Source organism: Paludibacter sp. (assembly GCF_009712605.1).
Classification (GTDB): Bacteria; Bacteroidota; Bacteroidia; order Bacteroidales; family Paludibacteraceae; genus Microbacter.
The window spans coordinates 345,785-368,348 of sequence record NZ_WASO01000009.1; the positions used below are offsets into that span (position 1 = coordinate 345,785).

Annotated in this window: 15 protein-coding genes; 6 read left to right on the plus strand and 9 right to left on the minus strand. The window is 41.6% G+C overall.

Features of this window, described 5'->3' with window-relative positions; genetic code table 11:
- Positions 1 to 19 precede the first annotated feature (19 nt).
- The 4 genes from F8N35_RS08595 to F8N35_RS08610 form a co-directional block, all read right to left on the minus strand.
- On the minus strand, positions 20 to 937 hold the full coding sequence (locus tag F8N35_RS08595; RefSeq protein ID WP_293051368.1) for a hypothetical protein: 918 nt from the start codon (positions 935 to 937) through the stop codon (positions 20 to 22).
- A 35-nt stretch (positions 938 to 972) separates the two neighbouring features.
- On the minus strand, positions 973 to 2,736 hold the full coding sequence (locus F8N35_RS08600; RefSeq protein WP_293051371.1) for a RagB/SusD family nutrient uptake outer membrane protein: 1,764 nt from the start codon (positions 2,734 to 2,736) through the stop codon (positions 973 to 975).
- Between the two features lie 12 nt (positions 2,737 to 2,748).
- Positions 2,749 to 6,015, minus strand: coding sequence for a TonB-dependent receptor (locus F8N35_RS08605; RefSeq protein ID WP_293051374.1), 3,267 nt, complete (start codon positions 6,013 to 6,015; stop codon positions 2,749 to 2,751).
- A gap of 500 nt (positions 6,016 to 6,515) precedes the next feature.
- A complete protein-coding gene (locus tag F8N35_RS08610) occupies positions 6,516 to 7,400 on the minus strand; it encodes an AraC family transcriptional regulator (protein WP_293051377.1) in 885 nt (294 codons plus the stop codon).
- A gap of 211 nt (positions 7,401 to 7,611) precedes the next feature.
- On the opposite strand from F8N35_RS08610, the gene surE reads away from it, so the two are divergent.
- The 4 genes from surE to F8N35_RS08630 all read left to right on the plus strand — a co-directional run bounded on the left by surE (position 7,612) and on the right by F8N35_RS08630 (position 9,944).
- Positions 7,612 to 8,370, plus strand: coding sequence for a 5'/3'-nucleotidase SurE (gene surE, locus F8N35_RS08615; RefSeq protein ID WP_293051380.1), 759 nt, complete (start codon positions 7,612 to 7,614; stop codon positions 8,368 to 8,370).
- Positions 8,371 to 8,374: 4 nt separating this feature from the next.
- Positions 8,375 to 8,668 (plus strand): hypothetical protein, encoded by a 294-nt coding sequence (locus F8N35_RS08620; RefSeq protein ID WP_293051383.1) that lies wholly within the window; start codon positions 8,375 to 8,377, stop codon positions 8,666 to 8,668.
- Positions 8,669 to 8,683: 15 nt separating this feature from the next.
- Positions 8,684 to 9,061, plus strand: a complete 378-nt coding sequence (locus F8N35_RS08625; protein WP_293051386.1) for an SRPBCC domain-containing protein — start codon at positions 8,684 to 8,686, stop codon at positions 9,059 to 9,061.
- 139 nt (positions 9,062 to 9,200) lie between these two features.
- Positions 9,201 to 9,944: a polyprenol monophosphomannose synthase gene (locus F8N35_RS08630; protein WP_293051389.1), complete on the plus strand. Its 744-nt coding sequence runs from the start codon at positions 9,201 to 9,203 to the stop codon at positions 9,942 to 9,944.
- A 67-nt stretch (positions 9,945 to 10,011) separates the two neighbouring features.
- On the opposite strand, the gene F8N35_RS08635 is transcribed toward F8N35_RS08630, so the two are convergent.
- The 4 genes from F8N35_RS08635 to dacB all read right to left on the minus strand — a co-directional run bounded on the left by F8N35_RS08635 (position 10,012) and on the right by dacB (position 15,155).
- Entirely contained in the window at positions 10,012 to 10,854 is an 843-nt protein-coding gene (locus tag F8N35_RS08635; protein ID WP_293051391.1) for a glycosyl transferase family 90, read from the minus strand.
- A gap of 145 nt (positions 10,855 to 10,999) precedes the next feature.
- Positions 11,000 to 11,245, minus strand: a complete 246-nt coding sequence (locus F8N35_RS08640) for a DUF2007-related protein (protein WP_293051394.1) — start codon at positions 11,243 to 11,245, stop codon at positions 11,000 to 11,002.
- 38 nt (positions 11,246 to 11,283) lie between these two features.
- A complete protein-coding gene (locus tag F8N35_RS08645) occupies positions 11,284 to 13,716 on the minus strand; it encodes a bifunctional YncE family protein/alkaline phosphatase family protein (RefSeq protein WP_293051398.1) in 2,433 nt (810 codons plus the stop codon).
- Between the two features lie 23 nt (positions 13,717 to 13,739).
- Positions 13,740 to 15,155 (minus strand): D-alanyl-D-alanine carboxypeptidase/D-alanyl-D-alanine-endopeptidase, encoded by a 1,416-nt coding sequence (gene dacB / locus F8N35_RS08650; RefSeq protein WP_293051401.1) that lies wholly within the window; start codon positions 15,153 to 15,155, stop codon positions 13,740 to 13,742.
- Positions 15,156 to 15,374: 219 nt separating this feature from the next.
- Between dacB and purL the strand changes: the two genes are divergently transcribed.
- Positions 15,375 to 19,061, plus strand: a complete 3,687-nt coding sequence (gene purL, locus F8N35_RS08655) for a phosphoribosylformylglycinamidine synthase (RefSeq protein WP_293051403.1) — start codon at positions 15,375 to 15,377, stop codon at positions 19,059 to 19,061.
- A gap of 508 nt (positions 19,062 to 19,569) precedes the next feature.
- The gene (locus F8N35_RS08660) at positions 19,570 to 20,520 is read left to right on the plus strand and encodes a substrate-binding domain-containing protein (protein WP_293051406.1); all 951 of its coding nucleotides are present in this window, start codon (positions 19,570 to 19,572) and stop codon (positions 20,518 to 20,520) included.
- Positions 20,521 to 20,984: 464 nt separating this feature from the next.
- On the opposite strand, the gene F8N35_RS08665 is transcribed toward F8N35_RS08660, so the two are convergent.
- On the minus strand, positions 20,985 to 22,564 hold a 1,580-nt coding region (locus tag F8N35_RS08665), incomplete at its 5' end, for a T9SS type A sorting domain-containing protein (RefSeq protein WP_293051409.1).

The following is a 22,564-nucleotide window of genomic DNA, read 5'->3' on the forward strand; positions in this document are numbered from 1 at the left end:
TTACTTTTGAAGTAATTCATCAGAAAGAATATCCCTGACGTTTGAATACCCAGAACCAAGCTGTACCCCAGGCTCCTGTAGTAGAAGGTTCGGGAGCTTCCAGCACCATGATATTATTGTCAAGATACAAAATATCATAGGTATAAATAGATGGATACCCCGACACATTAGGCTGAAAGCCCAAGCTTACAGTTACACCACTTAAAGTTAGCTGTCCGATTGCATAGGTACTACTGTTTGTAGCTGAAGGAGGGCTTGAACTTGCTTTTGTTTTAGACATATCAAAGCTGAATGTTCCTCCGTAAGTGCCGGCTGCCAGGCCTTTACCTGCTGTTTGACTATTACCTGTAACTAAGGTCATAGATGCTCCATCCAGGCTAAATGTCATTTTATCATTGGCAACGCCCCAGCCTGTCAAATCCGAAAGACCACAAGTCCACCAACCCGGTGAGTTATTAGCCAAATAGCCGCCATTACCATAACATTTGCCAGCTGCAGCTCCCGGAAATGCCGTTCCTGTTACATCAGTAGCCCACACCCATGTTTTAGAGCTGGAGCCACACAAATAGCCCCATTGAGGAGGAACCGGATAGTACATCGAATCCACAGTTACGCTATACGTTTTTGTGACCAAAGAGCCATCAGCAGCTAATGCTGTCAATTTAATATTTTGGGAACCTTTACCCAAAATCAATACGGTCGTATCATTGCTGATATAAGATGCCGTTGTACTCCATTTACATACAACAGGACTCTTACATTGCACTTTGTATTTATTCGTCTTATACGTCTTAAACATTACCGGCGTAATAGTCACATTAAGCTGATCAGCAGAAGTAACAACTTCGCCTGTGCCAAAATCTTTCTCTATCGGGTTGCAGGCCACAAACAGGACTGCAAACGCCAATGCAAAGGCTATATTTAATATTTTATTCATAGTCATTTGATAATTAAGTCATTTAACAATCCTCATTATTTCCATCCTGCATATTCAGAGGCTGTCGTGCCCCATCCTGCATTCTGTTTGAATTTACCGCCTGACAACGATATTTCTGTATCCGGAATCGGGAAAAATCCGTTGGTTGCTTTATATCTTGCTGCATATCCACCACCATTGTGAGATGTCACATTGGTTTCTGCTTTGCCTTTGTAATAAACAGGTTGGCCTGTTTGTGCAGCCAGAGCAGTTTCTGCGATATGCCAACGACGAATATCATTCCAACGAACACCTTCGCAAGCCAGCTCCCAGCGACGTTCATTTTGCAAAGCGGCAAGGCTATAAGTTGCAATAGCAGGTAATTTAGCACGGGCACGCACTTTATTAATACCGGCAACGTCACCCTTGAGTTCCGATTGCATCAATAAAACATCGGCAAAACGCATCAAAACCAAATCATGAATATTCCACAACTGCATGTTTGTAGCTTGTGCCGTGTAGCTGTACATAATAGCATCGAAAGATGAATAAGGATTAGCTGAATTTCCCGTTTTAGCCGTAATAGGTGCCCATTTTTTTGCATAATAATCTGTTTCCTGAACGTAATCAGTCCATCCTCCGTATGTATAGTTAGTCAATTCATTGGGAATATTGCATATGGTACCCGGACGACGAATAGTGTCGTTGGGTTCGGCAGTTGCCCAATCACTCCATAAATTCGGAGCTACAGGACCTGCACCCCAACCCTGACCGAACGGAAATGTTTTTGCATAATCCTGAGCACCACGAACACCAAAGTGAAGAGCATATCCATTTGAATATCCGATAGTGGTACCCCAGTCAGCAAATTTTGAAAATTTGATAGCAAACATCGCTTCCGGATTAACTGCATTATCATCCTCAACAAACTTCAAAGCTTTACCATCCACTCCTTTTTTTCCTTTTGTCCAGGCATAATCATTAACCGTTAAGCGGTTAGTATAAGCCCAAAGGTTACGATAATCCGGAACCAATGAATAACCTGAATTATTTACACAGTCGTCGATCCAGGTAACAACATCAGCTTTTGTGACTTTTGAATTATCAGGCAATGTAACGTCTGTCTTGTTATAAAAGCCGGTATAAAACAAGAAAGCTCTACCCATCATTGCTTCTGCATTCCATTTATCGGCATGACCTGATTCCACCCATCCACTTCCGAATTTTTTGGCGGGCATCAAAGTAATCGCTTGCTTCAGGTCGGAAATAATCTGACCCCATGTAGCATCGGGAGCAGACTGTGGCAATTCTGTTGCCGCCGAACTCGTAGTCAATGGTATATTTTCGAACAAAGAAGCCAGTTGATAGTAGTAAAACGCACGCAAAAAATAAGCTTCACCAAGTAATTGATTCTTTTGATCGTCACTGGCATAGCCTGTACATTTTCCTAAAGTTTCGATAGCCGTATTTGCACGTTGAACACCTTTGTAAGTATCCGTCCAAAAAGTGAGCAACATATTGGTACCATTGTTCATCAGCAAATCTTCCGACTGCATCAGTTTATCGTTCTCACCACCACCACCGAGACAATCGTCTGATGCTAATTGTGAGATATACAGGAAAGACATTTGGGGATTTGCATTCCATAACGATAACGGGTTATAGATACCAGTTACCACCTGCTTTGCCTGATCCGCGGTTTGCGGATAGTTATCTGTAGTAGCCTGAGTCAGGTTTTTAGTATCCAGAAAGCTCTCGCAACTAGACATAAGCAAAGCCGCAGAAGCAATTGCTATTACATTATATATCAATTTTTTCATAATCGAATACAATTAAAATTTAAGATTTACACCAACCAAATAAGTCCGTGGGCTTGGATAATAACCGATATCAATACCTGATGCCCAACTATCAGCTCCGCCAGATGATCCGACTTCTGGATCCATTCCGGAATAACCTGTTATTGTAAACAAGTTTTGTGCTGTGAAATACAAGCGAGCCTGTTGCAATGGCATCTTGGGGAATAACTTTTTGAAGTCATATCCCAATGTAATATTTTGACATTTCAAATAATCTGCATTTTCCATGTAAATATCTGAAAGGTACATGTAATTAGCATTCGTATTTGAGGTTAAACGAGGCCATTTATTCGAGGTACCTTCACCATGCCAGCGTTGATATACCTCGGTTGTGTAATTATCAGATCTTGATGTTTGACGATAATTTTTGGCAATCTGCATACCAAAAGCACCATGAGCGGCAACTGTAAAATCAAATCCTTTATACCCCAGATTAAAGCTTAAACCCATATTGAAATGAGGATTTGGATCTCCGATTTTTGTTCTGTCGGCATCAGTAATCTGGCCGTCATGATTCAGATCAACAAATTTCAAATCGCCCGGCTGTACATTCGATTGTAGAATTCCGTTTCCGGCAGCTTTCCAAGCATCTATATCTGCCTGATTCTGGAATACGCCAGCGGTCTTATATCCATAAAAATACCCTATAGGATAACCCACCTGAGCACGGTAAATATATGTTGTTCCCTGAGCTAAAACATTAGTAGATCCATTAATGATACCTTCTGAATTAGCAATCCGGGTAACTTTATTTTTATTATAAGCTCCATTCACATTTATGCCATAAGTAAAATCTTTACCTACATGATCGTTCCATGAAATAACTGCTTCTACCCCTTTATTGGTAATATCACCACCATTTACATATGGTGCTACATTAACGCCAAAGTAGGGATGAATGGGTGCTTGAACAAGCCAACCTTTTGTGGTCTTATCATAGTAGTCAAAATTCACACCTAATCTGGAATTCAGGAAGCGGGCATCAAAACCGAAGTCCAACTGTTCCGATTTTTCCCAGGTAACATCAGGATTCGCAAGGTTATAGGGAACAGCGCCGGTTGACTGGCTTTCCTTAGCATTACCAAACGAATATTTAGCTGATTGATCAAAAGATATCAGCGCTATGTAGTTGAAGTTAGAAATATTACAGTTACCGTTCTGACCCCAGCTTGCGCGCAGTTTCAGGAAATCCATCCAACTTTTAGTTGGCGACATAAATTTCTCATTTGACACTACCCATCCAGCAGAAACAGATGGGAAATAGCCCCAACGCTTGCCACTGGCAAAGTTTGAAGAAGCATCACTACGCAGAATCAATGTCAACATATATGTTTCATTCCAATCATAGTTGATACGTCCAAAAACAGAAGCTAATCCACCTTGTCCCCATGGGCCCGTATTTGAATCAATTTTAGTTGTACCAGCAGCAATTCCCTGCGTATTTGCAAGATATGCATATTCAAACCCATCAAACAACAAATTTCCATTTGTTACTGATAAGCCTTCGCCCATACCCCATTTTTCAAGAGATTGTCCGGCTAAGACATCAACATGGTGGTTGTTGATTGCAAACTTATAATCAGCAGTATTATCCAAAGTATAGCTCCAACCCAAATTTGCGCTTTGATTTACAGAAGATACAGTATTAACAGCGGTGGTTGACAAGTTGTAGACCGGAGTATATGAACGATAACTGCTTGCACTCATTTTATATCCGAATTGAGATTTAAGCACTAAATTCTTGATCGGAGAAATTTGTAAATAAGCACTTGCATTCAGGTTATGGCTTTTCGATTTATTATATCCTCTTTGATATACCATTGAAGCAATGGGGTTTGCTGCCTGAGCATCGTATGAATTAAGTCCCATCGCTGTTTTATCAGCATTATCAAAATAACCTCCTTTATCGTTAAAAATTGGCATAATCGGCATTGCTCTCAACATATTGGAAATATCGTTCCAATATTGATTACCTAACCCAATACCATTTTTCACAGAATAGTTATAATTCACATTTTCACCCAGTTTAATCACATCTCTATTTGCTGCTTTTAAGATCACATGATCTGAATTCAGGCGGATAGAGGTACGTTCATAGCCTGAAGCTACAGGATCACCAAATATACCGTCCTGCTTTGTATAAGCGACACCTAATGAGAATTTAGAAATATCATTACCGCCCACAAGATTAAATGCGTGATTCTGAGTAGGCGCATTTTTATTACGGATAGCTTCCAGCCAGTTTGTACCTTTCCATGTTCCATCCATTACAGAACTGTACTTTGAGCCTAAAATACCTTTCCAGTTACGTGCAGAAATTCCTTCGTTAAAATCTACCTCATTCTCAATTGCCATGTATTGTTGAGCATTAAGCAACGACGGCATTTTATATACATTCTGAACGCCATAATATCCGTCATATGTTACCTGTACTTTACCGCTTTTCCCTTGCTTTGTGGTTACCAACACAACACCATTCGCAGCACGTGTACCATAAATTGCTGAAGATGCCGCATCTTTCAATACGTCAATTGATTCAATATCCGAAGGGTTCAGGCTATTAATATCACCACCGGCTACTCCATCAATTACATATAATGGTGCGGAATTGCCAATCGTACCGATACCACGAATATTCACTTTAAATCCATCACCCGGCTGACCAGAGTTTTGTACGATATTTACACCCGGAGTCTGACTCTGCAAGGCTGTGAATGCATTGGTTGTACTAAGTTTTTGGAGGTTGTCACCGCTTACCTGAACCGTAGCACCGGTAACCAGTTTCTTTTTCTGAACACCATAACCAATGGCTACAACTTCATTCAGACTTACAGATTCGTCTTCAAGTGATATACTTACTGAAGAACGTCCCTGAAGTGCAACTTCCTGGGCCTTCATGCCAATGAATGACACTTTCAAAACAGCATTGGATGGAGCCTTAAGTGAAAATTTACCGTCCATATCGGTAACAGTACCGGTCTTCTGACCTTTGATCACAATAGTTGCTCCCGGTATAGGATTACCGGAGGCATCTGTAATTTTACCGATCACGGTCTTTTCTCCGTCAGTTGGAGCCATACTGGCTGCCGAAGCTGACGACAAGCCGGCTGCTAAAAGGTTTGAGGAACAAAACCCCAATGTTAACACGAGTGCCAGCATCAGAGTCCGCTTGCATTGTCTTGGAAGAGGTATATGTGTACATCTTCCCGCTTTCATGGTTTTTTTCATAAGTTTGTTCATGGTTTTAATGAATAGTCATCTAATAAAATCAGATTATTGGATTTGAAGTGTGTACTCAAAACCGAAAGTCCGTACTGAAACGTAAAAAGCAGCATTAGTTCGAATGGTTTTGCTTACATGTTCATGTCGGAAACCGACGGCGCACATCAGAAAAGGAAATTCTGATCAGTCAAATTGTAAAATTGGCCTCTGATTTATGACTAAAAGAGGCTGTTTCACGAATGATTGGAAATACTCGGAGTAATAAGAGGGACGTGTTAAGTCATGCGTATTTAGTTTTAGGTTGTACTTCAAAAATCAGAGTGTAGTATGCCGTTGAAATAACATTTCCTTTGAGGCAAATCATATTACACTTTTCGTGCTGATTCTTTGAACCAGTATCACGGATACAAAAATAGGCGAGTTGCCTCGCCTATCTCAAATACAATTTTATCAAAATATAATACTTTCTTTACCCAAATTAATTGTACTAGTTTTTCATATCCAATCATACTTTCTTATCACACAATTGTCTTTTTCTTATTATAGTTCTCGCGAAATTCCTTCGGTGTGCATCCTTTTCTTTTGCGAAATATTCTATTAAAATTTGACAAATTATTAAACCCACAACTATAGCAAATCTCAGAAACAGACTGCGTTGAATCGACAAGCATTCGGATAGCATTTCCTATTCTGATATCAAGAAGATAATCTGTCACACTCTTGCCTGTCCTTAACCTAAAGAACCGACTGAAAGCCACTTCACTCATTCCAACCATATCAGCCAGCTTTCCCAATCTAATCTCCTGTGTATAATTTTGCATCAGATAATCATGCACTTTCTGAACCCGTCTGCTGTCGGCTGGCAATTTAACCCGTGCAAATGCACTGCTTGAAAGAGTACGAGCTCCGTTACTCAAGGACAATTCATAGAGCAGACTTAAAAAGTTCATCACAGCATAAAACCCTTGCTTTTCATGTGATAATGAATTAAGCAACGGTCGAACATGAAGAATTGTATCAAGAGGAAAATATAATCCTTTCTGAGCCTGCTCAAGCATGACTTTAATACTTTTAAACTGATGCTTATCTATGAAGTTTTTAAAAAACAATTCCGGAGAAAACTGAATCGTTATTTCTCTTATTTCCTTTGCATTACACTTATGATTTTCCCAGGTATGCTCCAGTTCACTTCCGGTTATAAGCACCAAATCAAAATTAGATATTACCTCTACAGAATCTCCTACAGTTCTGCGCGCACCTTCTGCATGTTCTATATAATTCAGTTCATACTCCAAATGTCGGTGCAACGGGAAAGTAAATTCCGATTTATTTCTTTCCACAATATAAAAACAATCCTTTTCAGATAAAGGAGTAATTTCGTGTAAAATTTCCGGATTAATCATGATACTATTTTAGCATAGGTTTACTGCGTCAAATATAGAGATTATTTTCTAAAAAAATACAATATCTGAATATCACACACCCTAATCCCGATCGGGAAACACACGTACACTAAAATTGCGAGGCAATGTCGCCAGAAAGTGTATTAAAATGAGTAATTTTGTACCATATTATATAATACAACAGACAAAAGGCTTAAAAACAACGTCCAATATGAGACCCTGCATATTAATAACCAACGATGACGGCTTAACGGCAAAAGGAATAAAAGAACTCAAGGATGCAATGTTACCGTTGGGAGATGTTATTGTTGTTGGACCCGACGGACCCCGCTCGGGAATGTCCAGCGCCATCACAGTTTCAATTCCGACACGTTTACACAAAGTTCATGAGGAAGAAGGTCTGAAGATATACCGCTGTTCCGGTACTCCCGTTGATTGCGTAAAACTTGCACTCAATATTTTATTCAAAGACAAAAAACCCGATTTATTGGTAACCGGAATCAACCACGGCACTAATTCTTCAATAAGCGTAGTTTATTCAGGCACAATGGGAGCAACTATTGAAGGATGCATTAATAAAGTTCCTTCCATTGGTTATTCCTTATGTAATCATCATGCCGATGCTGAATTTTCGCACGTTATTCCTTTTGTAAAGAAAATTGCGGAAAAGGTTCTTGAAAAAGGACTGCCTTATGGAGTTTGTCTAAATGTCAACATGCCGGAAAACCCTCCTAAAGGGATCAAAATCTGTCGGCAAGCCAATGGATTATGGACGGAAGAATTTGTTCGCCACGAAGATCCGAACGGACATCCATACTTTTGGCTGACCGGCAATTTCACCAACAGTGAACCCGAAGCCTCCGACACTGACGAATGGGCACTGACAAACGATTATATTGCAGTTGTTCCGACAAAAATTGACATGACGGCTTACGAGGTAATAGACGAATTAACCAGTTGGAACCTTTAATAACATGAAGATCGTTGATAAATTCTGGATCGGACTCCTGGTCTCGATCATTTTACCTGTTATTTTTGGGTTAACATACTTTCATACTGCATACAAAGGAGACCTGGAAATGTGGGATGCCCTCATCGCCACAGCAAAATCCGGATTACCTTTATTTGGGAAACTGGTACTTTTAAGCACCTTTCCAAACCTTGGGCTGTTCTTTCTGTTTTACAAAGCCGATTATTGGCATGCTTGCCGTGGAACCGTAGTTGCTACTGCAATCTTTTTTATTATTTCGTTTATATATCTCACCTGACTAAATTTCAACCTCATGCAAACTTTCAAAAAACATTTTATCATCAAAGCCACACCTCAAGATGTATATGCAGCTTTGACCAACCCGGAAATCATTGCTTTATGGACAGGCGAAGATGCGATAATGAGCACTACTCCTGACTCAGAATTTGAATGGTGGGGCGGAGACATTTGTGGCAAAAATATTGAATTCGAACAAGATAAAAAGATCGTACAGGAATGGTATTTCGGGGAGACTGAAACATCACTCGTGACTATCAAAACTCACACAGACAAAAAAGGCACCGACCTGGAAATAAACCAGACAAACATTCCGGATGAAGCTTATGAGAACATTGTTGAAGGATGGGAAGATGCTATTGTAGAATCACTGAGAGATTTACTGGAAGAATAAAGCTCAATTCTTATATATCTTTTAACATCATCGCCATTTTTATTTTTAATTTTTATCCGAACTCAACGGAACAGTTTTCAGCATTTGTTCCTATCTTCGCACCGTAATTATCACACCACTAACCAAAAACATCTTTCCCGTGTCTGATAGTATTGTTATTATTCCGACTTACAACGAAAAAGAGAACATAGAAGCCATCATCCGCGCTGTTTTTTCGTTACCCAAACCCTTTCATATTCTTATCATTGACGATGGTTCGCCCGATGGCACTGCCGACATAGTAAAACGATTGCAGGGTGAATTTCAGGAATCGCTGCACATGGTTGAACGCAAAGGAAAATTGGGATTAGGAACTGCTTACATTGCAGGTTTTCGCTGGTCAATCGAACATAAATACGATTTTATCTTTGAAATGGATGCGGATTTTTCGCACGACCCGAAAGACCTGCTCCGTTTGTATGAGGCCTGCACAACCGGCGGTGGCGATGTCGCAATCGGTTCCCGCTATGTCGGTCATGTCGTAAATGTTATCAACTGGCCCATCGGACGGGTTGTTATGTCCTATTTCGCATCTACTTATGTACGAATTGTTACCGGACTGAAAATATTCGACACGACAGCCGGATTCAAATGTTATCGCCGCGAAGTGCTTGAAACTATTGAGCTGGATAAAATCCGTTTCAAAGGATATGCCTTCCAGATTGAAATGAAATTCACAGCATTTAAATGTGGTTTCAATATCGTTGAAGTACCCATTGTATTCTCAAACAGAGTTTTGGGCGTATCAAAGATGAACGGCGGCATTTTTGGGGAAGCATTTTTCGGTGTACTATCACTGAAGCTAAAAAGCTTTTTCAGAAAGTACCCGCAGAAAAAGAAGTAACACACCAGTGCATTAATATCGAAAGCCTCTGTTTATCATAAATGCCGATAAACAGAGGCTTTCTCATTTATATCTTTTGGTTTGTCATTTCAAAATATTTCTTCAGCACCAATAATGAGATGACATCCTCTTGCCGCTTGTTTTGAAACTGCCGGATATATTGGTGTGCATTTTCAATAATCCGAAGCGCCTCATCCTGATGCTCAATATAGTACTTCATCCGTTCTTCCAAATCGGAATAATCGTCTTTGATTAAAACATAATGATAATCAGGAATCAGCGTTCCTTCCATAAACCAAGTCTCGTATTTTGGTTTTGGCATAATTGCCAGCGAATTGGACGACATCACCCATTTGAGGTTACTGGCCACATCATTTCCTTCAAGACACAGAATAAACTTATAATCCAAATGTTCTCCGATAGTCATCCGGTTTGCCAGAAACTGCAGATTCACATCCCGGTTTACCTGACCAATATTACACATGGGATGATTGAAATACATATCCAAAAAACGCAAACGATGTTGCTGACGGGCTTTGGAGCGCCCCACCAGCATATCTTTCTTCTCTGCAAAGCTCTTCTGATCTTTCACAAAAAGGAAATGACGAATTTTATCCAGATTCAGGACAACGGAATTTGCAACATCACCTTCAATCGGTCTGCTCTTGACGATAGATGGCTCTGAGGGCACCTCTGTAATATCTCCAAACAGAAATCGGGCTTTCAGTTTCGAAGAGTAATAACGCGTATATTCGAAAGAATCAAAAAAATAGGTTTTCTGCTTTTCCCCTAATTTAAATTGTGATAAGGAAGGCGCATCAACTAACAAATCAACTTTTTCTACCAGCCGGTTGTAATAGTTCACACGTTGTTTTATATACTCTTTATCAAAACCATTAAGGTCGTTCAATTTTCCATCTAGTTGATTTTGAAAAATATAGGACGGATAAAATCTCCGTAAATTATTTCTCAAATAATACCAGGGTTTATTGTTTTTATGCCTAAATGAAATTCTTTTTATATCCTCGAACATACGCTTTTTTATTTACCTCCTTTTATTGCAATGTTTTGCTAAATTCCTTAACCACTTTCATTGCTTGTTCATAATCCTTCGCTGCGACGACCACTTTTATAGCTCCAACGCCTCCGGGTTCAGCCACCCATGGAGCCACCCTACCCAGAATTTCATCATTGAAATATGCTTCAATGTCATTATCGGCCAACAAACTGACTAACATACCGGCTTCCCAGGAAGTTCCCGCAAAAACCTCAACAGGATCTAAATCTGATTCTTGTGTCATAAGGCTTCATTATTAAAGGGTTGATATATTACGATACACTAATCGTCATCCTTATCTTTTTGCTGAACATTCAAAAATGCCGATCTCATCGGTGCAGGAGCTTTGGCATTTTTGAGACCCTGCCACAATATTTCATTAAAGACAAGATCGGGCACCTGATCTTCTTTTGTCCAGTTGAACTTATCTGAAAGGGCCGATAGTTTTTTATCAAATGGATTCTTATCATCAAGATTGATATTCGAAGGCAAATGCTCATACGAAGCCAAATCAGGCGTTGATGTGAAACAGCGCCACAAAGGCGTTGCTGCTGCATCGTATTGCGTCATGGGTGGCAATCCTAAAATCAGCTCCATTGTACGCAAAATGCCACTGGTGGAATACATGGTATGATCCACAAAGTGTCGCCTAACGTAAGGACTGACAATATAAGCCGGACTTCTGTGCGCATCCACATGATCAGGACCATTCTGTGCATCATCTTCTACTATAAAAATAGCAGATTCTTTCCATACCGGACTCTTCGAGATATGCTCAACAAATAATCCTACTGCCAGGTCATTGTCCGCAGCAAAAGCATAGGGAGTCGGTTTCCCCGCACGCATACCTTCCGTATGATCGCAAACAAAACGAACCGTCGAAAAGCGAGGCAATGCATTTTTTGCAACCAACGAATCGAAATCCGCTTTCCACTGATTAAAACGTGTCGTATCGCGCACCGCCAGATCAAAGCCCGTAAAATGAGCAACATGTCCTTTTAGCACCGGAATGTTCGGTTTGTAATTATCGGCAAACTCGCCATAAGTACGATAAGTCACGTTATGCCTTTTACATAAATCCCAGATAAATCCATCGCGATTATTAGCAATAGCCCGATTACCTTCCGCATCATAGCGTCCGCCTCTTCCGCCGTAATAAGTAGGCCATGTTTTTTCAAGATAATCTGTTGCATAAGCTCCTGTACTCCAGTTATGCCCATCGGCGCTCACTTCCGCATCTACGTAAAAATTATCCAGCAGCACAAACCGATCAACCAAATCGTGTTGATTAGGTGTGATTTTCTCACCAAACAGCACCAGCGTCGTATCGCCATTTCCGGCTTTCACGTCGCCAAGTACCTGATCGTAGGTTCGATTTTCCTTTATCACGTAAAACACATGTTTAATAGGCGACACATCTCCCACCTTCATGGGTATCGGATTACCAACCTCGCCCGGAGCATTCAGCTCCTTTTCTTTTGAATAAGGCGTATTTTGATATACCTGTTGAGAATACAGACTTAACAAATTTGCCGATGGTTCTTTCAAAATACTCATCGAGCCGGTTAACAGACCCGCAATATACTGAACTTTAACTGGCTTTGAACTATCTCCCTGCTGATAGGTCACTGTTTCTTTTTTCATTGTCGGGTTCGGCCCTAAAGGATTTGGCAAAGAGGTCAATCCTTTGGCATTCGTCACAAAGATATTTTTGCCTACCACCTTCACATTTGAGGGATACCACCCTACCGGAATAAAACCTTTCGCCTTGCTCTCCGGAGTTTTGGAGACATCAAACACTGCCAGACAATTGTTATCGGCATTGGCAATATAAAGCATTTTCCCGTTTTCACTAAGGGCTAGTCCATTTGTTGTAGAACCACTCGGAGCATTCGGATACAAAGCTGCATTCAACGTTTCCACCACTTCATTTTTTCTTGTATCAATTACAGAAACCGTATTATCATTGGCATTAGCCACAAACAGGAAATGTCCGTTTTTGGCCAGGCACATCTCGTTGGGATTACTGCCTACCGGAATTTCTGCCGTAATAGTATTCTGGTCACAATCGTAAACTTTCACTTTTCGTCCACCCCACACACTAATATAGAGTTTTTTATTGTCCGCCGACAACAAACAAGTATAAGCTTCATTGCCTAAAGATAGCACATGCAACACGGTTTTGGAATCCGGATTAACCACATAAAGTGAATTATTTTCACGAGTAACAACGTAAAGACGGTTCCGTTTGCTATCAAGCGCCATTCCGGCCGGTGAAATTTTTTGTGGCCATGGTTTGCCTAACCGAATTGTATCTCCGGCATGCAATCCACTTCCCGAAACCTGATAACGGTAAATGGCATTATCATTTCCTCCGGAAACAAACAAGCTACGATTATCCGGACTAAAAGCCAATCCATACCAAGCCTTTGCAATCGGCATTGATGCAATCTTTTCTTCTTTAGCAACATCAATCAGGTCAATAGTCTGGGTACTTTGCCCATTATTGGTAACCGCTATCCAACGCTTATTATGACTCACTGCCATATTCAGCGGTAAATCGCCCAACGTAATATTTTTCCCGACAGGTGTGATTGTCCATCCATTGGGCAATTTCACTTTGGAAGGAAATAACACGTTTGTTTTCTGCGCAAAAAGAGTCAGCGAAATCCCGGCGCACGCCAACACAAAGCAACATCGAGTTATATTCATCATATTCAATCATTTATCATCATTACTCATCGCACACTCAAAAGCAACTGTTCTATCATCTTTCGGGCTTCGGTAGAACTTCCTGTGTAGTTATTTACCATAACAGAGAATGCGTACTCCTTATTACTCAGCTCCATATAACCGGAGTAGCAAAGCACTCTTCTGATAGAACCGCTTTTCGCCATCACCTTCCCGGCAAGAGGAGTACCGTCAAGTAATTTTTTGAGCGTACCACTTTGTCCGGCAACAGGAAGAGACTTAAAAAACGCGTCTTTATATTTACTCTGAGTTCTCATATAGGAAAGCAATTCGACAAAAAAGCGGGGTGAAACACCATTCATTGGAGACATTCCGCAACCATCGTGCTGAAACAGTGTTGAAACATCCGCTCCATGCTGTTTCCAGAAATCGCGTACAACCCGGGTTGCCTCATCTCTTGTTGCCACAGCATTATTAATCAGCGCCAGTCTTTTGAAGATATGTTCCGCGTACAGGTTATTACTCTGCATGTTGGTTTCCTTTACAATTTCAGCAAGCGTGGGCGACTGATGGACAAAGAAACGCGTATGATGGTCGCTGTTTTGAAACTCATCCAAAGGTGCACCGGACACAGCAACACCAGCTCCGTTGAGCTTTTCTGTCAACAAAGTTGCCAACTTAAGCGGAGGATTAGGCATATCTCCATGAATACTAAACTGTTCCCGGTTAGAAGGAATTGTACCTGTTATATAGCGCTCGTTACTAAATGGAGCTCCATGCAAATAGCCATCGTCGTCATCTTCTCCTGTTTTCCCGGCCTTCAACATATTATGGAAGACCATTTCGTACATAGGAGGTGTTGTTCCCAAAATCTGCGGAGTGGTACCCGGAGCTCCGGTTTTGAAATGAATAGCATACATGTTATCATAAACCGAAAGACCAAAAACTCCTGCTGCAAAGTAATTTCCCATATTTTCCCAAGTCCAGTCGGGAGGTGTCACCTCCTTGTCGAATGCAGAAACGTTCGCAACGACATGCCCCAATACAGTTTTAATGCCGGCTTTCTGCACTGCGTCCACCCAACGCTGGATAAAGTCATGATCATTAAAAACTTCCGAACCGATAGTTGGATCGCCAGTGCCGACAATATAAATATTTCCATGAAGAACACCTTGCGCATCAATGGTTCCGTCATATTCGAGTGGCGTTTCGAATCGAAAATCAGCCCCCAATAACTCAAGAGCTGTAGCCGTCGTTATCAGTTTCATATTGGATGCCGGCATCAGACTCTTTTCGCTGCGATAATCCAGCACCACTTTCCCACTCTTGACATCCTTCACCAAAACAGCCAGATTACCTCCCTTAAAATTAGGAGCTTCCACAAAATGTTTCACCCCCTGATTCAGAGCACTTACGAGGCACGCATCAAACATCAAAAAAGCAAATAACAGTATTTTCTTCATAAATTTTATTCTTAAATAAAAGGAATACAAATGTACTTCTTTTGAAGAAGTTCCTGCAATCTTTGCTGGAATTTATCAATACTTTAATAAGGCCGTTCAACCCCAAAATATCCATGCGATCATATTCTGTATTTTGCCCTATATTCCATACAGTTTGAATTGGACAGTATTTGTTTTTTTGCTAAATTTGCAGGATTGAAAATCATTTCAACCCCTCACATGATAACATTTTTCAAATCCCCTGACAGTCACATAATTGCTGTCCAATCCAAAGAGGCTTTCACCTCGTCTGACCTTGAGAAATTAACCTGGTTATTCGAGAATGCCACCGTTGTGCAAGAAGATGAAATCATTGGCACTTTCATAGGCCCACGCCGCGAAATGATAACGCCGTGGAGTACAAATGCCGTCGAAATTACTCAGAACATGGGAATTGACGGCATTTTGCGTATAGAAGAGTTCTTCCCCGCCGATGCGCAGGATGACCATGACCCGATGTTGCAACGTGTTTATGCTCGCTTAACGCAGGACATTTTCACCATCAGCAAAACTCCGGATCCTATCCGCTACATCGACGATATCGCTTCTTATAACAAAAGCGAAGGACTTGCTTTGAATGACGATGAAATTGAATACCTTAACGGCGTAAGTGAAAAAATCGGGCGCAAACTGACTGACAGCGAAGTATTCGGATTCTCTCAGGTAAATTCGGAACACTGTCGTCATAAAATATTCAACGGTCAATATATTATCGACGGAGAAGAAAAACCTTCTACTCTTTTCCAACTGATCAAAAAAACATCGACCACCAATCCCAACAAACTTGTTTCAGCCTACAAAGACAACGTTGCTTTCAGCGAAGGCCCTATTGTTGAACAATTTGCACCGAACGAAAGCGAAAAACCGGGATTTTTTGAAACAAAACCTTTTGAATCGGTTATTTCTCTGAAAGCCGAAACACATAACTTCCCAACCACAGTAGAACCTTTCAACGGAGCCGCAACCGGTACCGGAGGAGAAATCCGCGACCGTCTCGGTGGTGGAAAAGCAAGCTTACCCATTGCCGGCACTGCGGTTTACATGACCTCTTACGCCCGCAATGATGCTTCACGTACCTGGGAACAAAACATTCCTGCCCGCAAATGGCTATACCAAACTCCGGAACAAATCCTTATCAAAGCTTCAAACGGAGCAAGCGATTTTGGAAATAAATTCGGACAACCGCTTATCTGTGGATCTTTACTGACTTTTGAACATACAGAAAACGGCAAAGAATATGGTTACGACAAAGTAATTATGCAGGCCGGTGGTGTAGGTTATGCAAAAAAGAAAGATTGCCTCAAAGGCGAACCTCAACCCGGTCAGAAAGTAATTGTGATGGGTGGCGACAACTACCGCATCGGTATGGGCGGTGGCGCTGTATCATCGGTAGACACAGGACAATACGACAATTCTATCGAATTAAATGCTGTTCAACGTGCCAACCCTGAAATGCAAAAACGCGTTGCCAACGTGATTCGTGCACTGGCTGAAGCGGACGAAACACCTATTGTTTCTATCCACGACCACGGCGCAGGTGGACACCTGAACTGCCTCTCCGAATTGGTAGAAGCTACCGGTGGCAAAATCGACATGAGCCAACTTCCTGTAGGCGACCCTACCCTTTCGGCCAAAGAAATTATTGGTAACGAAAGTCAGGAACGCATGGGCTTGCTGGTGGAAGAAAAAGAAATTGAACATATCCGCAAAATTGCAGAACGCGAACGCGCTCCGATGTACGTGGTTGGCGAAACAACCGGCGATATGCAATTTGTTTTTGAACAAAAAGACGGCGAACGTCCTATCGACCTGCGTTTGGATTACATGATCGGCAAACCGCCTCGCACTATCATTACCGATACTACCAACGACGAAAAATATGCACCGGTAGCCGCTGACGCTACTCAGGTTTACAAATACATCGAAAACGTACTGCAACTTGAAAGTGTTGCCTGCAAAGACTGGCTGACCAACAAAGTTGACCGTTCGGTAACCGGTAAAATTGCCAAACAACAGACAGCCGGTGAAATTCAGTTACCATTGAATGACGTTGCTGTAGTTGCTCTCGACTACCGTGGCAAAGCAGGTATCGCAACCTCCATCGGCCATGCTTCAATGGCTGCACTGGTTGACCCGGAAGCCGGTTCTGTTCTTGCAATTGCCGAATCGCTCACCAATTTAGTATGGGCTCCCCTTGCCGATGGTTTGAAGAGCGTTTCTCTCAGTGCCAACTGGATGTGGCCTTGCAAAAACCCGGGTGAAGATTCACGTTTGTATCGTGCTGTTGAGGCTTGCAGCCGTTTTGCCTGCGAATTAGGCATCAACATTCCTACCGGAAAAGACAGTCTCTCGATGACGCAGAAATACGGAGACGAAAAAGTGTTATCCCCTGGTACCGTTATTATCTCTGCCGCAGGTGAAGTGAGCGATATCCGCAAAACGATTTCTCCGGTACTGGTTAATGACCCTGACTCGACTCTTTACCTGATTGATTTTTCGAATACCGATTTACAATTGGGAGGTTCGGCATTGGCACAAACATTGAATTTACTTGGCGATGCAACACCAAACGTAAGCAGCGCTGCTTATTTCAGTCGGGCATTCAACGCCGTTCAAACATTGATCAACAAGGGCTTGGTTCTGGCCGGACACGATATTTCTGCCGGCGGTCTTCTCACTGCTCTGCTCGAAATGTGCTTTGCTAACACTAAAGGCGGTTTACAGGTCAACCTGAACAACGTTTCCGAAAAAATCATCGGCGAACTGGAACTGCTCTTTGCAGAAAATCCTGCCGTATTGGTTCAGGTAAAAGATACCAAAGCGGTAGAAGCAGTATTGAACGAAAGCAGTATTTATTACGCTGCAATTGCAAAACCGGTGGAAGAACGATATGTTTCTGTAGGATATAACGATTTCAAATTCAAATTCGACATCGATCGTCTTCGCTATCTTTGGTACAAACCGTCGTATCTGCTCGACCGCAGACAAAGCGGAGAAGCTTGTGCAAAAGCCCGTTTTGACAATTATAAAAACCAACCGCTTCAGTTCAGTTTCAACAAAGACTTCAGCGGCCAAATGAGTCAATATGGCATTTCTCCCGATCGCAAACCATCAGGCGTCAAAGCTGCCATTATCCGCGAAAAAGGAACCAATGGCGAACGTGAAATGGCGTATGCACTCTACCTTGCCGGGTTTGATGTGAAAGACGTTCATGCTACCGACCTTGCTACCGGACGTGAGACGCTGGAAGATGTCAACTTCGTTGTTTTCTGTGGCGGTTTCTCCAACTCCGACGTATTGGGTTCTGCCAAAGGATGGGCCGGCGGCTTGCTATTCAACGAAAAAGCAAAAGCTGCTATCGACAATTTCTATGCCCGTCCCGACACGTTGAGTCTCGGTATCTGCAATGGCTGCCAGTTGATGGTGGAATTGAACCTGCTACACCCGGATCACGCCGAACGTCCGCACATGTTGCACAACGATTCGCACAAATTCGAATCTTGCTTTGTAGGTGTGAATATTCCAAAGAACGATTCAGTTCTTTTCAGTTCAATGGCCGGAAGCAGCCTTGGTATCTGGGTAGCTCACGGAGAAGGCAAGTTCAAGTTCCCGTATGCCGAAAACAAGTACAACATCGTGGCTAAATACAACTACGGCGAATATCCCGGTAACCCTAACGGTTCCGATTTTGCTGCAGCTGGTATTTGCTCCGACAACGGTCGCCACCTGGCAATGATGCCTCATCTGGAAAGAGCAATCTTCCCATGGCAATGGCCTCACTACCCACTCGACCGCAAAGCAACGGATGAAATCACCCCATGGATCGAAGCATTTGTAAATGCCCGCAAATGGATTGAAAACAAATAATTTCAGAAACGACAAACCCCATCAATCGATGGGGTTTGTTGTTTTAATCCTTCCGAAAAATATTATTTCAGTCTCAACCCGTCATCCTATTTCCAAGCACTCTTTGTTTTTTAGGCGTCACTTCTGACAATCAAATCATTCAAATTCGCTTATACTTTGTAAATCAAACGCATAAAAACGATAGAATCATCCAGTAGTAATTACAAAACATAACGCTATACGGATAATCAAAAATATTTTATGTTTTTTTTACACAGCTTATTTACATCGCTATTTTATGCTTTATCTTTGTAAAAAAGACGCTGTAATTTATTATCTCGGAGTTATCCTTAACCTCTCTGTTTGACCATTAAACGAAAGACTTCTTTGCGTTTAGCAAGCCTGCGCCTCCTTTATAAATCATTCATAAATAATTCAATTATACGAACCCCGAAACAACCATCAATTAGCTGATCACGTATTCTGTCGAAATATTTTTCTATTCTCAAACTTTTTAAATTTGAATATTATGAAAAAGTATTGGCTATTAATCCCGGTAGTTTGCTTGCTGGCAAGTGTATTATACTCTTGCTCGCACGGCTTGAAAAAGAAAGAAAATATCATTATCGCGGTGATTCCCAAAGTTGATAATGAAATTTTCAATCAGGTAAAAGAGAGCGCCATGCAGGCGGGGAAAAAGCTTGGCATTACCGTCACGTGGGAAGCTCCTACTTCGAACGATGGGGCAAAGCAAAAAGAGTTGATTGAAAACCTGATAAAATACAAAGTAGATGGTATTATTATCAGTTGCAATGACGAAGAAATGCTAAGAGAACCCATCAACAAAGCTATCAAAGCAGGTATTAAGGTTGGAACCTTCGATTCTGACTGTGCAAAAAGTGATCGCTTATTCTATGTCGGCTCTAACAACATCAAGGCAGGCAAAGTTTGCGGCAAAACCATGTTCGAGCTTTTTGACAAAGCAAAGAAAAAACCACAACACATTCTGGTATTGAGCGGAGGAGTCAACGCCAGCAACATGAAAGAACGCTTTAGTGGATTCCAGATGGAAATGGGAAATGACAAAATCAGCAACGTTATTTATACCTTCGAAATGGAAGGCTACGGAGAAGAACTTCTGACCATGAACCTAAAGAAAAATAAAAACATAGACGCCGTCCAGATGATTTGGGGACTTCCGGCACTGAGAGGCGTTGATAGCATTCCCGCTCTGTCGAACTTCATGAAAAAAGGAGGAATTGCCGTTTTCTTTGACACATCGAAACCTTTACTGAAATACATCAAAGATCATCCAAACTGTGCTACCATGAAGCAGGATTTCCATGGCATGGGCTACTATGCTGTTGAAAACATGTACAATGCCATTATGAAACTTCCATACGAAAAAGAAATGGCCTTTGATGTGAAAGTTATAGACCAATCGAATGCCGCAGAAGAACTCAAAAACTGGGATAAGTAACCAAAATCCAATCATCAGGAAAGTCCGGCAACTAATGGTTTGCCGGACTTTCTTTTTTAAAGCACTTCTTATTCTGGCATTACTATCCTAGCATACAACACAACCACAGTCCTACGCATTTTATTGCATCAAGGAGAAGATTCAAAACATGGGTTTCCGCTCAAAAATAACAAAAAGGACAGGTCAGAAATCAGTTCTCTGAATTCTCAGCTTCTTCCCCGATCAACCAAATCACACTTACAATCTTTATTATCTTCGACCATTCTCGTATATATGAAAAGTCAGATTACAAGCGATAACAGAACCATCTTAGAAGAACGAAAGACACCGCACAACTCCACTCAGAAAAAAAGATTAGCAGAAATAATAAAAAACAGAGAGCCCGCATAACAATGTGCAGACTCCCCAATTTCAGGTTTCGACCTATGAATAGGCCAAACCTTCTTAGTGTGATTATTTATTCTCTACCGGGGTTGGTAAATAACCTTCCCCATATACACTTTCTGTCCAACCGTTAACCGATAGATCAACATGCCTGGAGCCACATTGCCGGTAGGAGTAAAGTTGAAATCATACCGCTGATTGGCAGTTACCTGTTGATCGAATACAGTAGCAAGCCTGCGTCCCGTCAGATCGAACATTTCCAGTAAAGCATGCGTATCTTCCGGCACCTGCAAGTTAAAATACAGGCGATTAGTGAACGGATTCGGGAAAATATTCAAAACATTTGAAGTTACACTGCTTTCCGCAATATTGATTTCTTCGGCCTTTGCCAGTGTTGACGAGCCTGGGTTGATATTCACATTACCCCAGGAAATAGGTACTTTCACTGTATTTGTATTTATCCAATTATTAGAATACCAAATACCTCCTGAATTTCTTTGAATTGTCAAGCCCACCAGGTCTTGTTTATTAAAAGTCAGACCTGTCACGATATCACTCAGATCGAGTACCATTTGGCAATTGCCTTCTATTGCAGCCATAGAACCATCCCATTTTATTTCGGAAACCGTACACTTTGAAGTAAAAGTTGCCGTAGCAGGAACCGTAGTTGTAGCTCCTACAACATTCAAACTGGCTATTGCATTACTTTGTACATAGTAAGCATGCGGGAACAAATCCTTAGTTCCATCCGGCTTATTCATGCTCCAAATATATGCCCGTACCTTTCCTTTAGGATTAACAGCCGCTTTTGCTTTCATGGCAAATTCCACATTGAAATTCAACGAAGAAAGGAATCCTTTGATATAACCGGTAGAGGCTGTATTTGTCAACCAAGCACCACCAGCTATAACACCACCGGCAGCAGGTCGCATAACGGTGACTTCACCACCGGAATAAACAGGATCCCCAGTATAGTTACCCGAAACAATTACCCAAATATCAAAAACATCACTTGCTGCATTAGTTGCGATATTCAACTGAACAATAGCCGAGGCCGTTCCTCCCTTTGCAGGGTTATTCGGATCAATGAATCCAACTGGCAAATTTTGAGCACTCGGTATCGGCGTAAAGCTGCCATCGCTATTTTTGAATGCAAAGGTAATCAGTGCGGTTCTCACATCACCGCAAGGTTGTAAATTCTTAATGGTTGCTGAAAGTGTTACAGTTGCCGTATTACTGGTTGAATTTGCCGTATACGCCATTGATGGCCCTGTATAATACAAATCGCCGACCGCTGAGGCCGTTTGCGGAACAATATTTACCGTCGCCACATTGCTGGTTACTGATCCGCACCCGGCAGTTACAATCACATAATAGTAATAATTTCCGACACTGTAGTTGAATGGTGTCTGTAAAGTATCGGATGTTGCTCCCCATATTTTAGTTCCGCCAATATTGGAAGCAGAACTATTCTTGTACCATTGATATTTAAGTGTACCTTCACCATCTGCTTCAACTCTCAAGATGGGAGCATCACAACCGTAAACGATTGAAGTTGACTCTGGACTCTTTTTGATTTCGGTAAGTTTATTAACCTTCAAGGCTTGTTGTGCTGTAGGTGTTCCGTTGCAACCCCCGCTAATGGTGTAAACAATATTAC

What these genes read in the sequence shown, in the direction of transcription:
- F8N35_RS08595 (WP_293051368.1), bottom strand. Translation starts at nt 937, where the DNA reads ATGAATAAAATATTAAATATAGCCTTTGCATTGGCGTTTGCAGTCCTG.
- F8N35_RS08600 (WP_293051371.1), bottom strand. Translation starts at nt 2,736, where the DNA reads ATGAAAAAATTGATATATAATGTAATAGCAATTGCTTCTGCGGCTTTG.
- F8N35_RS08605 (WP_293051374.1), bottom strand. Translation starts at nt 6,015, where the DNA reads ATGAACAAACTTATGAAAAAAACCATGAAAGCGGGAAGATGTACACAT.
- F8N35_RS08610 (WP_293051377.1), bottom strand. Translation starts at nt 7,400, where the DNA reads ATGATTAATCCGGAAATTTTACACGAAATTACTCCTTTATCTGAAAAG.
- surE (WP_293051380.1), top strand. Translation starts at nt 7,612, where the DNA reads ATGAGACCCTGCATATTAATAACCAACGATGACGGCTTAACGGCAAAA.
- F8N35_RS08620 (WP_293051383.1), top strand. Translation starts at nt 8,375, where the DNA reads ATGAAGATCGTTGATAAATTCTGGATCGGACTCCTGGTCTCGATCATT.
- F8N35_RS08625 (WP_293051386.1), top strand. Translation starts at nt 8,684, where the DNA reads ATGCAAACTTTCAAAAAACATTTTATCATCAAAGCCACACCTCAAGAT.
- F8N35_RS08640 (WP_293051394.1), bottom strand. Translation starts at nt 11,245, where the DNA reads ATGACACAAGAATCAGATTTAGATCCTGTTGAGGTTTTTGCGGGAACT.
- F8N35_RS08645 (WP_293051398.1), bottom strand. Translation starts at nt 13,716, where the DNA reads ATGATGAATATAACTCGATGTTGCTTTGTGTTGGCGTGCGCCGGGATT.
- dacB (WP_293051401.1), bottom strand. Translation starts at nt 15,155, where the DNA reads ATGAAGAAAATACTGTTATTTGCTTTTTTGATGTTTGATGCGTGCCTC.
- purL (WP_293051403.1), top strand. Translation starts at nt 15,375, where the DNA reads ATGATAACATTTTTCAAATCCCCTGACAGTCACATAATTGCTGTCCAA.
- F8N35_RS08660 (WP_293051406.1), top strand. Translation starts at nt 19,570, where the DNA reads ATGAAAAAGTATTGGCTATTAATCCCGGTAGTTTGCTTGCTGGCAAGT.